At 73.1% G+C, this 16626-nt stretch carries 15 protein-coding genes and 1 pseudogene; 13 read left to right on the top strand and 3 right to left on the bottom strand.

Annotated features, from left to right (window positions below; genetic code table 11):
* The 7 genes and pseudogenes from UWG_RS29195 to UWG_RS0100140 all read left to right on the top strand — a co-directional run.
* Positions 1 to 1073 (top strand): annotated as a pseudogene (locus tag UWG_RS29195) (hypothetical protein); the annotation flags it as partial.
* 271 nt (positions 1074 to 1344) lie between these two features.
* Positions 1345 to 2460 (top strand): alanine dehydrogenase, encoded by a 1116-nt coding sequence (gene ald, locus UWG_RS0100115; RefSeq protein WP_157838517.1) that lies wholly within the window; start codon positions 1345 to 1347, stop codon positions 2458 to 2460.
* A gap of 594 nt (positions 2461 to 3054) precedes the next feature.
* On the top strand, positions 3055 to 4104 hold the full coding sequence (locus tag UWG_RS0100120; protein ID WP_237719948.1) for a ParA family protein: 1050 nt from the start codon (positions 3055 to 3057) through the stop codon (positions 4102 to 4104).
* On the top strand, positions 4101 to 4745 hold the full coding sequence (locus UWG_RS0100125) for a hypothetical protein (RefSeq protein WP_016905174.1): 645 nt from the start codon (positions 4101 to 4103) through the stop codon (positions 4743 to 4745). Before UWG_RS0100120 ends, UWG_RS0100125 begins: the two co-directional genes overlap by 4 nt.
* A gap of 62 nt (positions 4746 to 4807) precedes the next feature.
* On the top strand, positions 4808 to 6361 hold the full coding sequence (locus UWG_RS31865) for a segregation/condensation protein A (RefSeq protein ID WP_016905175.1): 1554 nt from the start codon (positions 4808 to 4810) through the stop codon (positions 6359 to 6361).
* 25 nt (positions 6362 to 6386) lie between these two features.
* The gene (gene scpB, locus UWG_RS0100135; protein ID WP_016905176.1) at positions 6387 to 7124 is read left to right on the top strand and encodes an SMC-Scp complex subunit ScpB; all 738 of its coding nucleotides are present in this window, start codon (positions 6387 to 6389) and stop codon (positions 7122 to 7124) included.
* Positions 7124 to 8395, top strand: coding sequence for a pseudouridine synthase (locus UWG_RS0100140; RefSeq protein WP_016905177.1), 1272 nt, complete (start codon positions 7124 to 7126; stop codon positions 8393 to 8395). The genes scpB and UWG_RS0100140 overlap by 1 nt, the downstream gene beginning before the upstream one ends.
* Before the next feature lie 18 nt (positions 8396 to 8413).
* Here UWG_RS0100140 and UWG_RS0100145 read toward each other — a convergent pair whose 3' ends face one another.
* Positions 8414 to 8734, bottom strand: a complete 321-nt coding sequence (locus UWG_RS0100145; RefSeq protein ID WP_016905178.1) for a DUF952 domain-containing protein — start codon at positions 8732 to 8734, stop codon at positions 8414 to 8416.
* Between the two features lie 116 nt (positions 8735 to 8850).
* Here UWG_RS0100145 and aroH point away from each other — a divergent pair, with 116 nt between their 5' ends.
* The 5 genes from aroH (at position 8851) to der (ending at position 13483) form a co-directional block, all read left to right on the top strand.
* Positions 8851 to 9213, top strand: coding sequence for a chorismate mutase (gene aroH / locus UWG_RS0100150; protein WP_029391045.1), 363 nt, complete (start codon positions 8851 to 8853; stop codon positions 9211 to 9213).
* Between the two features lie 53 nt (positions 9214 to 9266).
* Positions 9267 to 10355, top strand: coding sequence for a prephenate dehydrogenase (locus tag UWG_RS0100155; RefSeq protein ID WP_016905180.1), 1089 nt, complete (start codon positions 9267 to 9269; stop codon positions 10353 to 10355).
* Positions 10356 to 10519: 164 nt separating this feature from the next.
* The gene (gene cmk / locus UWG_RS0100160; protein ID WP_016905181.1) at positions 10520 to 11257 is read left to right on the top strand and encodes a (d)CMP kinase; all 738 of its coding nucleotides are present in this window, start codon (positions 10520 to 10522) and stop codon (positions 11255 to 11257) included.
* Entirely contained in the window at positions 11254 to 11910 is a 657-nt protein-coding gene (locus tag UWG_RS0100165; RefSeq protein WP_016905182.1) for a lysophospholipid acyltransferase family protein, read from the top strand. The genes cmk and UWG_RS0100165 overlap by 4 nt, the downstream gene beginning before the upstream one ends.
* 103 nt (positions 11911 to 12013) lie before the next feature.
* The gene (gene der, locus UWG_RS0100170) at positions 12014 to 13483 is read left to right on the top strand and encodes a ribosome biogenesis GTPase Der (RefSeq protein ID WP_016905183.1); all 1470 of its coding nucleotides are present in this window, start codon (positions 12014 to 12016) and stop codon (positions 13481 to 13483) included.
* Positions 13484 to 13542: 59 nt separating this feature from the next.
* Here der and UWG_RS0100175 read toward each other — a convergent pair whose 3' ends face one another.
* The gene (locus tag UWG_RS0100175; RefSeq protein WP_337459913.1) at positions 13543 to 13848 is read right to left on the bottom strand and encodes a hypothetical protein; all 306 of its coding nucleotides are present in this window, start codon (positions 13846 to 13848) and stop codon (positions 13543 to 13545) included.
* Between the two features lie 108 nt (positions 13849 to 13956).
* Positions 13957 to 14823 carry a hypothetical protein gene (locus tag UWG_RS0100180; RefSeq protein WP_016905185.1) on the bottom strand — a complete coding sequence of 289 codons (867 nt, stop codon included), beginning with the start codon at positions 14821 to 14823 and terminating at the stop codon, positions 13957 to 13959.
* 444 nt (positions 14824 to 15267) lie between these two features.
* Here UWG_RS0100180 and UWG_RS0100185 point away from each other — a divergent pair, with 444 nt between their 5' ends.
* A complete protein-coding gene (locus tag UWG_RS0100185) occupies positions 15268 to 16143 on the top strand; it encodes a hypothetical protein (RefSeq protein WP_016905186.1) in 876 nt (291 codons plus the stop codon).
* Positions 16144 to 16626: the final 483 nt, after the last annotated feature.

Here is a 16626-nt window from a genome sequence, read left to right on the forward strand (position 1 = left end):
AGCGCATTCCGGCGGAGGAGGACGCTGCCGGCGCTCGCGGCGAACGGGAGGCGCCCGGCGAACTCGACAACCTCGCAAGGCGGTTGACCACCTCACTCGGCCGCGCCCTGGAACTCCACCTTCCCCGCGCCGAGGCGGCACGCGACCTCTACCGCCTCTCCGAGCTGCTGCTGCGCCTCGCCGACCGGGGAACCCTCCACCGCGAGCGCGCCGCCGCCCTCCTCGCCCTCGCCGACCACGACACCGCGGACGGCCGCCTCCCCCGCGCCCTGTGCCGCTACCGCACGGCGCTGGACGCGGCACGGGAGGCCGGCGACGGAGAGGCGGTCGGCACCGTGCTGGAGCAACTCGGCGCCTGCTACGCGCAGCTCGACGACGGGGCGCGGGCCGCCGACTGGTACGCGCGCGCCCTCGCCCACCGCCGGACGCGAGGCGAGCACCTGCACGTGGCCGCCCTCCACACCAGCATCGCCACGGCTCACGGCCGGACCGGACGCTGGGACGAGGCGCTCCGCGAGTGGCGCGCCGCCGCGTCCGGCTTCCGCCGGCTGCGCGAACCCGCGTCGCAGGCACGGGCGTTGGGGGAGGCGGCCCGTATCCAGACGGCGGCGGGGCGCCCGCAGGACGCGGCACGCAACTGCCGTCAGGCGCTGCGCGCCGTGCGTGGCGTGGAGGAGCCCCGGCTCTCGTCCGAGCTCCTTCTGCTCCTCGCCGCCGCCTGCCGGGCGCTCGGCGAGACGGAGTCCGCGCGCGAGCACGAGGCCGCGGCGCGACTCGCGTACGACGGTCGAGCGGACCTGGACGTGCCCGGCGCACAGTTGGAAGCGGAACCGTCCGTCCATGCCGCGCACCGCTCGCAGGCGGAGGGCGCGCTCCCCGAACCTCCCGTCCCGGCCGGGCCCGAGACCGCGTCCGGGGCGGGAGTCCCATCGCCGCAGGAGCCGGGGGAATCGTCGGTTCCGCGGCCGTCCGAGGTGGAACCGGAGGCTCCGGTCGAGAGTCGGTGCCAGGGGCTCGGCGGTTCGGGGAAGGTGGCGGGTGACGCCGTCGAGCGTTCCACATCCCACTCATAGAACCTGCGAAACGAAAGCGCGACCGAAGACAATAGCCTGTTTGTAAGGCTAGACAGCTTGGAATCCTTCATTAGAATGGTCTGGCTGCGGTCGTAGCCGCTGCTCCCGGAATGCCTGCTTCAGCGGTGTTCGTGCGGGTGTCCCCGGCCACCCCGGGTGCGGCCCGGCCGTTTCGCCGCCTCGGGCCGGCATCGGCAGGCACCCCTGCCGCCGCGGCCGGCACACGCCGGCCGGCATCCCTTGCCCCCCAGTACCGAGGACCGTGATCGACGTGAAGGTCGGCATCCCCCGCGAGGTCAAGAACAACGAGTTCCGAGTCGCCATCACCCCGCCCGGGGTGCACGAACTGGTGCGCAACGGGCACGAGGTCCATGTCGAGAGCGGTGCCGGAGAGGGCTCCTCCCTCGCCGACGAGGAGTACGCGGCCGCGGGCGCCGTCGTGCTGCCGACTGCCGACGAGGTGTGGCAGGCCGCCGAGTTGGTGCTGAAGGTGAAGGAGCCGGTGGCCGAGGAGTACCACCGCCTCCGCAAGGACCAGGTCCTCTTCACCTACCTGCACTTGGCCGCCTCCCGCGAGTGCACCGACGCGCTCCTCGACTCGGGTACGACGGCGATCGCCTACGAGACGGTGGAGACGGTGCGCGGCCGCCTCCCTCTGCTCGCCCCGATGTCGGAGGTCGCCGGGCGGATCGCACCGCAGGTGGGCGCGTACCACCTCATGCGCTCCGCCGGTGGGCGCGGTGTGCTCCCGGGGGGCGTCCCCGGGGTGCACGCGGGGCGCGCGGTGGTGATCGGAGGCGGTGTCTCCGGTTGGAACGCCACGCAGATCGCTGTGGGGCTCGGTTTCCACGTCACGCTCCTCGACACGGACCTCGACAAGCTCCGCGAGGCCGACCGGATCTTCGGCAACCGCATCCGCACCGTCGCCTCCAACGCCTTCGAGCTGGAGCGCGCCGTGGCCGACGCCGACCTCGTCGTCGGCGCTGTGCTGATCACCGGCGCCAAGGCGCCGAAGCTCGTCAGCAACGAGCTGGTGCGGGGGATGAAGCAGGGGAGTGTCCTTGTCGACATCGCGATCGACCAGGGCGGCTGCTTCGAGGACTCCCGGCCCACGACCCACGCACACCCCACCTTCCGGGTCCACGACTCGGTCTTCTACTGCGTGGCCAATATGCCGGGGGCCGTGCCCAACACGTCCACCTACGCGTTGACCAACGCGACGCTTCCCTACGTCGTCGAACTCGCCAACCGCGGCTGGCGCGAGGCCGCGCGCCGGGACCCGGCCCTCGCCAAGGGCGTGAACGTGCACGGCGGTTCGGTCTACTACGGCCCCGTCGCGCAGGCGCACGGGCTCGCCGCGGGCGACCTCGCGGAGCTCGTCGGCTGAGCCGCTCCGTACCGCGCGGCACCCGGCGCAAGGGCGCCGGGTGCCGGAGTGCGGGGGCGCGCCGGCGGACGCGGGGGGCGCGTACTGCCGTCGGCGCTGCGTGAGTTGGCGCACGCGGTGGGCAACTCTCGTCCGAGCAGCGGTGTTCGGTCGGTCGGTGCGCGGTATGGCGAGGAAGGTCACTTTGTTGACTCGACGATGCTCCCGCGAATCGGCGAATTGACCCGGTAACTCGCGTTCTATGTCACGTTTTTGGTCGTTCGGTGACCCGGTCTTCCCGTCTTCGAGCGCGCCTTGGGGCCTTGACACGGGGTCGTGACGCTATCGACACATCGTGCCGTCTCCGGTGGATTGTGTTGCTGCGGACGGCCGACACGCCATAGAGTCGCCAACCGTCGGCATGGTGTCACGCTGACGTGTTGAGAAATTTCCTGGTCACCCAAGGAGGTAGGACGACTTGTGAACGAGTCGACATTTTCTCCCGGGGGTGTCCAACCAGGAGCGCCTGTGCGAGGCCAGGAGTCCTCGGCGCCCGAGGGTGTCGGCTCCGTAGCGGTTCGCGCCTGCACGACCCACCAGAATTCGACGACGAGCATGACAGCCCACCAGAGCATGGACGGCCACGACGTGAACGCCAGGCCAGGCGACGCTGCGAACGGCCGGTCCGCCGAGCCCTTCGCCGACTACACAGACCCGCACAGCGAGCTTCCCGAGGGTCATTTCTACGACCCCGACGCGGAGTTCGAACCGGACCCGGAGTACGCCGCGACGCTCGCGCCGGACGCCGCGCGCCAGCGCCGCGAGCGCATCGGCCCGACGGGCCGCCCGCTCCCGTACTTCCCGATCCCGGGCCCCGTGAGCGAGCACGGTCCCGCCAAGATCATCGCGATGTGCAACCAGAAAGGCGGAGTCGGCAAGACGACGTCGACGATCAACCTCGGCGCTGCGCTCGCCGAGTACGGACGCCGCGTCCTCCTCGTCGACTTCGACCCGCAGGGCGCGCTCTCCGTCGGACTCGGCGTCAACCCGATGGAGCTCGACCTCACCGTCTACAACCTGCTCCTCGAGCGCGGCCTCGCACCCGACGAGGTGCTGCTGAAGACGGCGGTCGCCGGGATGGACCTGCTGCCGAGCAACATCGACCTCTCCGCCGCCGAGGTGCAGTTGGTGAGCGAGGTGGCCCGCGAGTCCACGCTCCAGCGTGCGCTCGGGCCGCTGATGAACGACTACGACTTCATCATCATCGACTGCCAGCCCTCGCTCGGCCTGCTCACCGTCAACGCGCTGACGTCGGCGCACAAGGTGATCGTCCCGCTGGAGTGCGAGTTCTTCGCGCTGCGCGGCGTCGCGCTGCTCACCGAGACGATCGAGAAGGTCAAGGAGCGGCTCAACAACGACCTGGAGCTCGACGGCATCCTGGCCACGATGTACGACTCGCGCACGGTGCACAGCAGAGAGGTGCTCGCGCGGGTGGTGGAGGCGTTCGACAACAACGTCTACCACACCGTCATCGGCCGGACCGTCCGGTTCCCCGAGACCACCGTGGCCGGTGAGCCGATCACGACCTACGCCTCCAACTCCGTCGGCGCCGCCGCCTATCGCCAGCTCGCCAGGGAGGTGCTCGCCCGGTGCCACGCCGAGTGAGTCTCCCGGCAGCCGACGAACTCTTCCGCACCACAGGGGGCCCCGCCGTCCAGTCCTCGGCCCCCCAGCAGGACCAGAACGACACCCCGCAGCGGCCACGGGTGCCGTCCCCGGCGTCCGGCGCCGACCGTGCCGAGCACACCGCGGCCGAGGAGGCCGGCGCCTCGGGCGACACCGGTTCCTCGGCGGACGGCCCCGACCACGCCGAGGCCGAGCAGAACGCGGCGCAGCCCGGCCGCGGGGACGGCGCGTCCCAGAACTCCCCGACGCCGCACGACCGTTCGGCCGAAAGGCCGCCGGCCGCCCGTTCCGCCCCCGAGGCGCAGGGGCAACGACGTACGCGCAAGGCGGCCGAGTCGACACGCGGCGCCAACGAAGCCCAGAGCGCGGCGGGTTCGCAGCGCCGCGGGCGCGCCAATCGCCGCCCGAGCGGCCGCGAGCGGCACGACGAGAAGATCACGGTGTACGTCTCCGCCGAGGAGCTGATGGACCTGGAGCACGCGCGGCTGGTCCTCCGCGGGGAGCACGGACTCGCCGTCGATCGCGGGCGCGTGGTGCGCGAGGCGGTCGCGGTCGTCCTCGCCGACCTGGAGTCGCGCGGGGAGGCGAGCATCCTCGTGCGGCGGCTCCGCGGCCGCTGAGCCACAGGCTCCGCGGCCCCGGCGCCGACGCGCCCGGCACGGTTGCCAGTACGCTGCCCGCGATGTCCAGTTCAGACGACGCCGCCGGCGGCCGCTCCCGCCGCCGCGCGCTCGGCCGCGGCCCCGGCACCGCGCCCGGCGTCGAGCCGACCGGGGAGCCGTCCGGCGCCGAGCCCCGCACGGCGGACGAAGCGGCGGTCCCCGATCCCGACGCACAGGACGCGCCGTCGGCCCAACTCCGGCCCGCGGCCGTCGAGTCGGACGACGAGCGGAGCGCGAGCCCCTGGCCCGCCGACACCTGCCCACGCCGCGAGGGGCCGCCGTCAGCGGACGTCGGGAGACCGACAGAGTCAGGGCACGCACGCGGTGACGGCGCACCGCCCGGCCTCGATCCGGCGGCGGGCGCGGCACACGCCGACGATCGCGGCACCGTCGAGCCGCCCGCCTCCGACGCGGTCCCCGGCAACGCGCCTGCCCCCGCGGCGGGTTCGGCCGAGCCCGGCGAGTCCGACGAGCCCGCCGCCTCGGCGGACGAACCGAAGACGCCCGCCGCCGGGGCCGGTTCGGTCGGCGCTCCCGGCTCCGGGGACGACCCGGTCGGGGCGCCCGCCCCGGGCGCTGGTCCGGAGGAGGCTGCCGTCCCCGAGGTCGAAGCGGCCGAGACGCCCGCCTCCGAGGCTGACGCGGTCGAGCCCCCCGCCTCCGGCGCCGGCTCGGATATCCCCGGGGCTGAGGAGATCGAGTCCCCCGGGCCCGAAGCCACCCCCGACGAACCTCCGGACCCGGACGCCGCCCCGGAGGAACCTCAGGACGACGGTCGCTTCAAGGTCGTCCTCGACAACTTCGAGGGCCCTTTCGACCTGCTGCTCCAGCTCATCTCCAAGCACAAGCTCGACGTCACCGAGGTGGCGCTCTCCAGGGTGACCGACGAATTCATGGCCCACATCCACGCCATGGGCCCGGAGTGGGACCTCGACCAGGCCACCGAGTTCCTCGTCGTCGCCGCCACGCTCCTCGACCTGAAGGCGGCGCGGCTGCTGCCGACCGCCGAGGTGGAGGACGAGGCCGACCTCGCGCTGCTGGAGGCGCGCGACCTGCTCTTCGCTCGGCTGCTGCAGTACCGCGCGTACAAGGAGATCGCAGGGATCTTCGCCGAGCGCCTCGCCGCCGAGGCCCGCCGCTACCCGCGGACGGTGGGGCTCGAACCGCACCATGCGGAGCTGCTGCCCGAGGTCGTGCTGAGCATCGGCCCCGAGGGGTTCGCGCGGCTCGCGGTGAAGGCGATGCAGCCGAAGCCGAAGCCCGAGGTGTACGTCGAGCACATCCACGCGCCGCTGGTGAGCGTGCGGGAGCAGGCGCAGATCGTGGTGGGCCGGTTGCGGGAGCTGGGGGAGGCGAGCTTCCGTACCCTCGTCGACGACGCGGACGACACCCTCACCGTCGTCGCGCGGTTCCTCGCTCTGCTGGAGCTCTACCGCGAACGCGCCGTCGGCCTGGAGCAGTGGGAGGCGCTCGGCGAACTCACGGTGAGCTGGACCGGCGGCGAGGGCACCGACCTGCGGGTGACGGACGAGTTCGACCGGGCCCCCGAGCAGCCCGAGGAGCAACCGGCCTGACGCGGCCGGCACGGAGCGGAGACACATGACCGAGCAGACCACGCACGACCGGCTCCCGGACGGGCCCCACGACCCGGCAGCCACCCCACCCGCCCCGGACGACCGGGCCCTCGGCGAAGCCTCCGTGACCGACGGGGCGCCTGAGGAGCGCCCGCTGAAGCCGGCGCTCGAAGCCGTCCTCATGGTCGTCGACGAGCCGGCCACCGAAGCGCACCTCGCGAAGGTCCTCGGCCGGCGGCAGCGCGAGGTCTCCGATGCGCTCCGCGAGCTCTCCGACGAGTACGCGGTGCAGCGCCGCGGCTTCGACCTTCGCTACGTCGCGGGCGGCTGGCGCTACTACACGCGCCCCGAATACGCGTACGCCGTCGAGGAGTTCGTCCTCGACGGGCAGCAGGCGCGGCTGACCCAGGCCGCGCTGGAGACGCTCGCCGTGGTCGCGTACCGTCAACCGGTGAGCCGCTCGCGGGTCTCTGCGGTCCGCGGCGTCAACTGCGACGGCGTGATGCGGACCCTCCTCCAGCGCGGGCTGCTGGAGGAGGCGGGCACGGAACCCGAGACAGGTGCGATCCTGTACGGGACGACGCACTACTTCCTGGAGCGGATGGGCCTGCGCGGCCTGGAGGAGCTCCCGGAACTCGCTCCCTTCCTCCCCGAGGCCGACGCGGTCGAGGGCGACTCACGGGAGGGTGTGCCGTCCTTCGATGTTGACGCAGGCGGCGAAGCTCCCGGCGAAGCCCCCGACCGAACCCAGACGGAAGACTGATGCGAAGCAGCGGCAGGAACACCGGCCAGAACCGCTCCGGCGGCAGGCGAGACACCCGCGGTGCGGGCGGCCCGCGCGGCGACGGAGGGCGGCGGACGGACCGTCCGCGCCCGGAGGAGCGCCGCTACGACCAGCCTCAGCGGGACGGCCAGCCCGGCGGCAAGCCGAGCGGAAAGCCGGGCCCGTCCGGGGGGAGGCCGGGCGGTAAGCCGGGTCGGTCCGGGGACAGGCCGGGTCAGGGCGGCGGCAAGCCGGGCCGGCCGAAGGGCGGCGCCGACTCGGGCGGGCAGGCACGCGGAGGCAGGCCGCAGACGGGCGGCAAGCCCAAGTCGGGCGGCCCTTCCGGCGGCAAGCAGCAGGGCCCCAAGCAGCAGGGCGGCAAGCCGGGGTTCGGCGAGAAGGGGCGCGGCGGCCCGGGCCAGCGGGGCCGCGGGCGTCCGCGTTCGGTGCCGGCGCGCTCGCGCGAGTACGACGCGCAGATCGAGGAGCGAAACCGCTCCCGTCAGGTCGAGCGCGACAGGCGACGGACGCCGAAGACCTTCGCTGAGCCGGAAGGCGAGCGCCTCCAGAAGATCCTCGCGCGTGCCGGCATGGGTTCGCGGCGCGCCTGCGAGGAGCTGATCGACCAGGCGCGGGTCGAGGTCAACGGCGAGATCGTGCGCGAGCAGGGCCTGCGCGTCGACCCGTCGAAGGACGAGATCAAGGTGGACGGGCTCACCGTGGCCGCCCAGTCGTATCTCTTCTTCGCGCTCAACAAGCCGTCCGGCGTCGTGGCCTCGATGGAGGACCCGGAGGGCCGCCAGTGCCTCGGCGACTACGTGCAGAACCGCGAGACGCGCCTCTTCCACGTCGGCCGCCTCGACACCGAGACCGAGGGCGTCATCCTCCTCACCAACCACGGCGAGCTGGCGCACCGCCTCACGCACCCGCGGTACGGCGTGAAGAAGACCTACCTCGCAGCCATCCAGGGCCCCATCCCGCGCGACCTCGGCAAGCGCCTGAAGAACGGCGTCCCGCTCGACGACGGCTACGCCAAGGCGGACAACTTCCGCGTCGTCGAGAACACCGGCCGCAACTACCTCGTCGAGGTCACGCTCCACGAGGGCAGGAAGCACATCGTGCGCCGCATGCTCTCCGAGGCGGGCTTCCCCGTCGAGAAGCTGGTGCGCACGAAGTTCGGCCCGATCGCCCTCGGCGACCAGAAGTCCGGCTGGCTGCGGCGGCTCACCAACACCGAGGTGGGGATGCTGATGCGGGAGGTCGAGCTCTGACGGGCGCCGGGGTGCGGCTCAGGACCACAGGGCCAGCGAGACGGCCCGCCCCTCGTGGTCCCGCTGCACCTCGAGCATCCCGGCGACGGCGGTGCGGTTGATCCGCCCGTGGATGCGCGGCCCGGGGTCCCAGCGGACCTTGGCGTCGAGCTTCTCCTCGTCGATCATGAGCGCCATGACCGGCCCCGGGACGTCGCCGAAGTAGGCGTCGGCGGCGGCGAGCGCCGCCTCCTCGTCCCGGGTGCAGGGCACGGAGCCGTCCTCGCCGAGCTCCTTGGGCGAGAAGGGGCGGTCGGGGTCGACCAACCAGTCGTCGAGCGGCACCACGTGGAAGATCATGCCTCCCTTGTACCGTCTCACTGGGCGGGCGTCGCGGACATCCGCGCTGTGCCGCATCTACCCTGGGCCGTCGCCGCGCGGACGGGCGGCGAGGTTCGAGAGGGGGGGGAGCGACGGTGGCGGTACGGGCCGTAAGGGGAGCGGTGCAGCTCGAGCGGGACGAGGCGGAGCACATGCAGGAGCAGGTCTCCGAGCTGCTCACCGCGGTACTCGAACGCAACGGCCTCACGGCCGAGGACCTCATCAGCATCTGGTTCACGGCCACCCCCGACCTGCACAGCGACTTCCCCGCCGTCGCGGCGCGGAAGCTGGGGATCGTCGACGTCCCGCTGATCTGCGCGCAAGAACTCCTCGTCGAGGGAGCGATGCCCCGGGTCGTCCGTATCCTGGCGCACACCGAGACCGAGCTCGCCAGGCGGGAGATCAGCCACGTCTACCTCGGCGCCGCGGCCGCTCTGCGCTCCGACATCGCCCAGTAGCCGGCGCCGCCACCGGTGGCAGGCGGCACCTACGAGCATAAGGACCCCCAGTCATGCGAACCGCCCTCGTCATCGGTACCGGCCTCATCGGCACCTCGGCTGCGTTGGCGCTCACGGCCCGCGGCGTGCGGGTGCACCTCAGCGACGAGGCGCCCGAACGCGTGCGTACGGCCGCCTCGTTGGGCGCGGGGACGGAGAAGCCGCCCGAGGGCCCCGTCGACCTCGCCGTCGTCGCGGTGCCCCCGGCGGCGGTCGCCGAGACGGTCGTGGAGGTGCAGCGCACCGGTGCGGCGCGCGGGTGCATCGACGTGGCGAGCGTCAAGGGCGTGCCCCGGCGCGAGTTCGCGGCGCTCGGCGGTGACCCCGCCGGGTACCTCGGTACGCATCCGATGTCGGGCCGGGAGCAGTCGGGACCGCTCGCGGCCGGTCCCGATCTCTTCGAGGGCCGCCCGTGGGTGCTGACGCCGACCGCCGAGACCGAGACCGAGGTCCTCAACCTCGCCCTCGAACTCGTCGCGCTCTGCGGTGCGGTCCCCGTCGTGATGGACGCCGACGCGCACGACCGCGCCGTCGCGCTCGTCTCGCACACCCCGCAGCTCGTCTCCAGCCTCGTCGCGGCGCGGCTGGAGGACGCCGACGAGACGGCCGTGCGCCTCTGCGGCGGCGGGATCAGGGACGTCACGCGGATCGCCGCCTCGGACCCGGCGATGTGGATCGACATCCTCTCGGCCAACCCGGGACCCGTCGCCGACATCCTCTCCTCGCTCGCCGCCGACCTCGACGAGACCGTCCGCGCCCTGCGCGACCTCACCGCCGCCGACGAGGACGAGCACGCCGGGGGCGCGTCCGGCATCGCCGACGTCCTGCGGCGCGGCAACGCCGGACGCGACCGGGTCCCCGGCAAGCACGGGCAGGCGCCGGCGAGTTATGAGACGGTCACGGTGCTCATCAGCGACCGGCCGGGAGAGTTGGCCCGGATCTTCGCGGACGCGGGCGCGGCCGGCGTCAACATCGAGGACGTCCGGATCGAGCACGCTACCGGGCAGCAGGCGGGCCACGTCCAGTTGATGGTCGAGCAGCACGCGGTACGGCCGCTGGAGGCCGCGCTCCGCGAGCGCGGCTGGGGGCTGCGGCAGCAGTAGCGGCCCGACGACGACGCCGGAGAGCCGGAGGCTGGGGCGCTGTCCGGCCGCGGCAACCGGTAGCCTTGCGCGTGGCCCGAGGGCTGTGCGCCCCGCCGTCCTGACACCCGCGCCCATACCGTGCCAGGAATGTTCCAGGAAGTCTGAGAAAGGTGTCGTCCGTCGTGTCTGCAGCTTCGACCCCCGCGTCCCCGGACCCCGAGGCCCCGGGAGTCACCGTCGCCATCGACGGCCCCTCGGGTACGGGCAAGTCCAGCACCTCCAAGGCGGTCGCGGCGCAGCTCGGACTCCGCTACCTGGACACCGGTGCGCAGTACCGCGCGATCACCTGGTGGATGCTGCGGAACGGGATCGATGTCGACGACGCGGAGGCGGTCGCCGCCGCCAGCGGGCGCTCCGAGATCGTCTCCGGGACCGATCCGAAGGCACCCTCGATCTCCGTGGACGGCGAGGACGCCTCCGGGCCGATCCGCACCCAGGAGGTCACCTCCGCGGTGAGCGCGGTGAGCGCCGTGCCGCGGGTGCGCGAGCGGATCACCGGTCTCCAGCGGGAGATCGCCGCTGCGGGCGGCATCGTCGTCGAGGGCCGGGACATCGGTACCACGGTGCTGCCCGACGCCGACCTCAAGGTCTTCCTCACCGCCTCGTCCGAGGCCCGCGCCGCGCGCCGCAGCGGTGAACTCAAGGGCTCCCAGGACCTCGCCACCACCCGCCAGGCCCTCACCCGCAGGGACAAGGCAGACTCCAGCCGCGCCGCCTCGCCGCTGCGCCGGTCCGAGGACGCCGTCGAGGTCGACACCACCGAGCTCAGCCTCGACCAGGTCGTGGAGTGCGTCGTCACCCTCGTCGAGGAGGCGGCGAAGAAGGCCGGGAGCGCGCGGGCGGAGCAGGCGGCGCGGTGAGCTCCTCGCACCCCGGCGGGGGGTACCGCGGTGCGCGGGTGGGACGGTCGATCGGCATCGGCCTCATGCGCTCGCTCTACAGGACCCGGGTGCTCGGGGCATGGCGGCTGCCGGCGCAGGGGCCCGCGATCCTCGCCGTCAACCACTCGCACTTCGTCGACGGACCGCTGCTCCTCGGGACGGCGCCGCGGCCGGTGCACTTCCTGATCAAGAAGGAGGCGTTCGTCGGCCCGCTCGGCTCGTTCCTCCGCGGGATCGGACAGCTCTCGGTGGACCGCTCGGGCGCCGACCGGACCGCGGTGAGCAGCGCGCTGAGGATACTCGCGGACGGGCAGGTGCTCGGCATCTTCCCCGAAGGCACCCGCGGCGACGGGGACTTCAGCTCCCTGCGCTCGGGCCTCGCGTACTTCGCCGTCCGCTCGGGCGCCCCGGTCGTCCCCGTGGCGGTGCTCGGGACGGCGGGGCGTAGCAGCCGGCTGGTGCCCGCGGTGCCACCGCTGCGCAGCCGCGTCGACATAGTCTTCGGCGACCCCTTCGATGCCGGGGACGGCAGCACCCGCCGCACCCGCACCGCGCTCGACGAGGCGACCGTGCGCATCCAGCGCCGGCTCACCGAGCACCTCGCCGACGCACTCACCAAGACCGGACGCTAGCCCGCACCGCGCGGGGATTTGCCAGACTTGTACGACGCCCCCGCGCGCCGACCCAGCAACGCCCCCTCGGGGCCCGCACATCCACAGGACGAGGACCGCACCCATGAACGATCAGACCATCTCAGGCGACGGCGCCCCCGAGCACGGTGAGCTCGGCGACGCCGAGTTCGCCGAGTTCATGGAACTCGCCAGGGAGGAGGGCTTCGACCCGGAGGAGATCGAGGGCGCCCTCGACGAGGCGGGCCACGGCCCGCTGCCCGTGCTCGCCGTCATCGGCCGTCCCAACGTGGGCAAGTCCACGCTCGTCAACCGGATCATCGGACGCCGCGAGGCGGTCGTCGAGGACCGGCCCGGCGTCACCAGGGACCGCGTCACCTACGAGGCGGAGTGGTCGGGCCGGCGCTTCAAGGTCGTCGACACCGGCGGCTGGGAGCAGGACGTCCTCGGTATCGACGCCTCCGTCGCGGCGCAGGCGGAGTACGCGGTGGAGGCGGCCGACGGCGTCGTCTTCGTCGTCGACGCCACCGTCGGCGCCACCGACACCGACGAGGCCGTGGTGCGGCTGCTCCGCAGGGCGGGCAAGCCCGTGGTGCTCTGCGCCAACAAGGTCGACGGCCCCTCGCGCGAGGCGGACGCGGCGTACCTGTGGTCGCTCGGCCTCGGCGAACCGCACCCGGTGTCGGCCCTCCACGGGCGCGGCACCGGCGACATGCTCGACGAGGTGCTGCGGGCGCTCCCGGAGGCGCCGGCGCAGACCTTCGGCACGGCGCCCGGCGGCCCGCGCCGGATCGCGCTCATCGGACGCCCCAACGTCGGCAAGTCCTCACTCCTCAACAAGGTCGCCCACGAGGAGCGCGTGGTCGTCGACGAGACCGCGGGCACCACCCGCGACCCGGTCGACGAGCTCGTCGAACTCGGCGGCCGCACCTGGAAGTTCGTCGACACGGCCGGCATCCGCCGCCGCGTCCACCTCCAGGCGGGCGCCGACTACTACGCGTCGCTCCGCACGGCCGCCGCGCTGGAGAAGGCGGAGGTCGCCGTCGTCCTCATCGACGTCAGCGAGGAGATCAGCTCCCAGGACCTGCGGATCGTGAGCATGGCCGTCGAGTCGGGGCGGGCTCTGGTGCTGGCGTTCAACAAGTGGGACACGCTCGACGACGAGCGCCGCTTCTACCTGGAGCGGGAGATCGAGAAGGACCTCGGGCAGGTGCGCTGGGCCCCCCGCGTCAACGTCTCGGCCCGCACGGGCCGGCACATGGAGAAGCTCGTCCCGGCGATCGACACCGCGCTCGCCGGCTGGGAGTCCCGTGTGCCGACCGGCAAGCTCAACTCCTTCCTCGGCGAACTCGTCGCCTCCCACCCGCACCCGGTCCGCGGCGGCAAGCAGCCCCGCGTCCTCTTCGGCACCCAGGCGGGGACGAAGCCGCCCCGCTTCGTCCTCTTCGCCTCCGGCTTCCTGGAGGCCGGGTACCGGCGCTTCATCGAGCGCAGGCTCCGCGAGGAGTTCGGGTTCGAGGGCTCGCCGATCCAGCTCTCGGTACGGGTGCGCGAGAAGCGGGGCCGGAAGAAGTAGCCGCGGGGCGGCCCCTGTTGCCCGGGCGCGTGCGGAACTACCCCTGCGGGCCCCGGACCTCAGTAGTCCCGGTCCGAGGCGGCAGGCGGGAGCGACGGCAGCGGGCCGCCGCACTGGTACCACTCGCCGCCCCAGGTGCCCGTCCCCGTTCCCCTGACCGTGCCGAAGCCCTCGAAGCGGAGGTTCTCCTCGCCCGTGCGGTCACCGGGGAGGGCGCGGAAGAGCATGCGCCACTCCGCGTAGAGCGCGTCGTAGATCGGTGTCTGCGAGGGGCGACGGAGCGCGCCGTAGGCGGCGCGCATCCCGGGGATGGGGCTCCTGCCGTCGTGGGAGCGGTGGCTGCGGGACGGTTCGTAAGGCTGCACGTCAACGCAAACGACCGGGGGTGGCCTGCGGATGCGGGGCCGAATGGTGGACGCCGCTTGCGCGTTCGGACACCGGACCGGTCGGGGACGCCGCGTGCGGCCGCCGGCTCACGTGCCGGCGAGCGGCATCAGCCCCGCGACGAGCAGCCCGCCGGCCGCCGCCTTCTCCAGCGCCTCCCGCAGCAGGTCCTCGCGCGGCTGCTGGCCGATCGATCCGACGGGCGCCGCGTAGACGACGACGCTGCGGCCGCCCGCCGCCGCGCTCCGCCACCCGTCGGTGACCGGAAGCGGCCGGTGCGCCTGCCACCACGCGACGGACTGGTCCCCGCCGTCGTGCGAGGGCTGGAGAATGGCGTGGAGCTCGCCCATCGCGAGCAGTACCGACCAACCCCTGATGGGGGAGGGGAGCGTGGCGACGTCGGTGACAGGGAGGAAGCCCTGCTCGATGAGGAGCGGGAGGAAGTCGTCGCCCGGGCTGTCGGAGCCGGGCCGGGAGATGGGACCCGTGGGCTCCACGACGATGGCGGGGTGGAGCGCGTCGTCGAGCAGGACCTGCCCGCAGGTGACCCCCAGGACCGCCTGCCGTGCCTGCGGAGAGATCCGCGGTCCCTCCGGGGTGCCCTGCCACTCCTCCGCTCCCTGGCCCGACGGCTGCGGCTGCGGCGGCTGTTGGGACTGCGCGGGGACCGCGGCCTCCTGCTGCTCCTGGTCGCCCGTGATGGTGCGGACGGCGCCCTGGAGCTGCTCCTCGGAGACGGTGACGACCTGCGAGGGGATGCAGCTGGCGTGGGCGAACGCGAGGACCGCGGTCTCCTCGCCCACGAACAGCACCGTGCTGGTGGGCTCCCGGTCGGGGTCGCCAGGACCTCGGCAGGAGGTGCAGTCGTAGCTGCCGGGGGCGTTCTCGCCGGCGAGCAGACGAGCGGCTTCGGCTTCGCCGATCTCGGCGCGTACGGCGTCGCTGACATCGAGCATGGGGGACACGAGGGCTCCTGGCTTCCGGTTCCTTGTCGTCTGGACAACGGGCGACCGGTGGGACCGGTCACGCGTCCGTGGGAACGGATCGTCCGGGAGCGGCGCTCCGCGGCCGGTGCGGACTCGGCCGCGAGCAGGCAAGGGGAGGGGTGAGTACGTGCTGGACCAGGTACAACGGGCGTCTGCGCAGGGCGGGTTGCCGCACGAGGATTTGATCCTCAACGGTCGGCGATCGTTACGAGTTCCCTTGCTGAGCCACAATGTCCGAACAATTCCAGTACAAGTGGATAGACGGCGGCCAACGGGCCCAACCTTCGGGCCCGTTCGTCCGTCTAGCAGGGCGTCAGGCGGTTGGGCGATCCCCACCGCACGGATCGTGGGATCTGGAGCCATGCGCGAATCGCTCGACGGCGGCAGAGGAGCCGTACGCCCCGGGGAGTTCCGGTGACGCGCGCGAAGGGAGCAGCTTCGCACGCGCCGAAGGCGTCGGGTACGCCGGGGCCCCGCGCGTCGGCCGTCCGGCGGGTGGAGTGCACGGCGGACAGCGCGGGCGGGCTCACGCTCGACGTCCACCTTCCCCGCGAACTCCCGGCCACCGCCGCGCCCGCGCTCCTGCTGCGTCTGCGCACCGCGAAGGCCGACGGCACCGAGACGGTACGGCTGCCGCTGAGCCCCGTCGAGTCCGAGGACGCCGGCGAGACGCTGCGTGCGGCGCTGCCGAGCACCATGCCGCTCTCCGAGGGGGACTGGGACGTCCACCTCAGCCTCACGGAGGGCGAGGCCCGCCGTCCCCTCTGCGGCGAGCTCGACCTGCGCTCGCTCGTCGGCCGGGTCCCGCGGGCCGACCGCACCTGGCTCGGGGTGCGCATTCCGTACGCCGGCTCGGGCGGGCTCCTGCGTATCCGCGCGTGGCTGCGCTGGCCGCACGCCGAGGTCGAGGACGTCCGTCTGGAGAAGGGGGAACTGGTGCTCGCCGGGCGCCTCCACGGGGTCGGGCTGGGCCCTGGCGCGCGTTTGGAGGCAGGTGGTGCGGGCCGGGCGGAGGTGGTGCGGGCGCCGGTGACGCCGGTCGACTCCGCGGACGGTGAGTCCTACGGCTTCGTCGGTGCGCTCTCCTGCGACGAGTTGGCCGCGTCCGGTGGTGACCGGCAGCTCCGGCTCCGGCCGGCCGAGTCGGCCGAGCCGGTCCGCCTCGCCCGCATCCTCGACGACGTCGCCGACAAGAGCCGGGGTGCGGGGCAGCTCCCGGTCCCCGAAGTGGGGTCCGTGGTTCCGTACTTCACTGTTTCGGGGGATCTACGGGTGCGTCCGGAGCCTTGAGCCGCGCGCGCCCGGAGAAGCCGACAGGCCCCGACTCGACGGGTGTCAGGTCCCGCGTTACCGGTTCGGGTGAGAGGTGAGACGAATGCCGTGTGCGGCGTGCAGCGGTCCGATTTCTCTTTCTCCGTAATTCCGGCCGCCGCAGAGGAGGCGGCGCGCGCCGCGCCGAGGAACCGTGATCCATGTCGCTTTTTCGGTCCCTCGGACGAGCCGGAAATCACATCTTCCTGCGAATTCGGTGCGGCCGTGGCGCTCGTTGCCGAAGAGGCGGGTAACGGGCGTCCGCCGTCGGTTCCGAGTCGGCCGAGCGGAAAGCGCGACTCTCGGAAAGCGCGTTCGGGGACGGGTTCCTGCCGTGACGGAAGCGTGACGCCCGGGCGCCGGACGGCGCCCTTCCTCCCCGCGCCGACCAGCACCTACGGTGGCGTCATGGCACCGGAACCCACGGCGGGCGAGCCCGCCGCAGACGAGCCCGACAGCTAC

Source organism: Streptomyces xiaopingdaonensis (assembly GCF_000262345.1).
Taxonomy (GTDB): domain Bacteria; phylum Actinomycetota; class Actinomycetes; order Streptomycetales; family Streptomycetaceae; genus Streptomyces; species Streptomyces xiaopingdaonensis.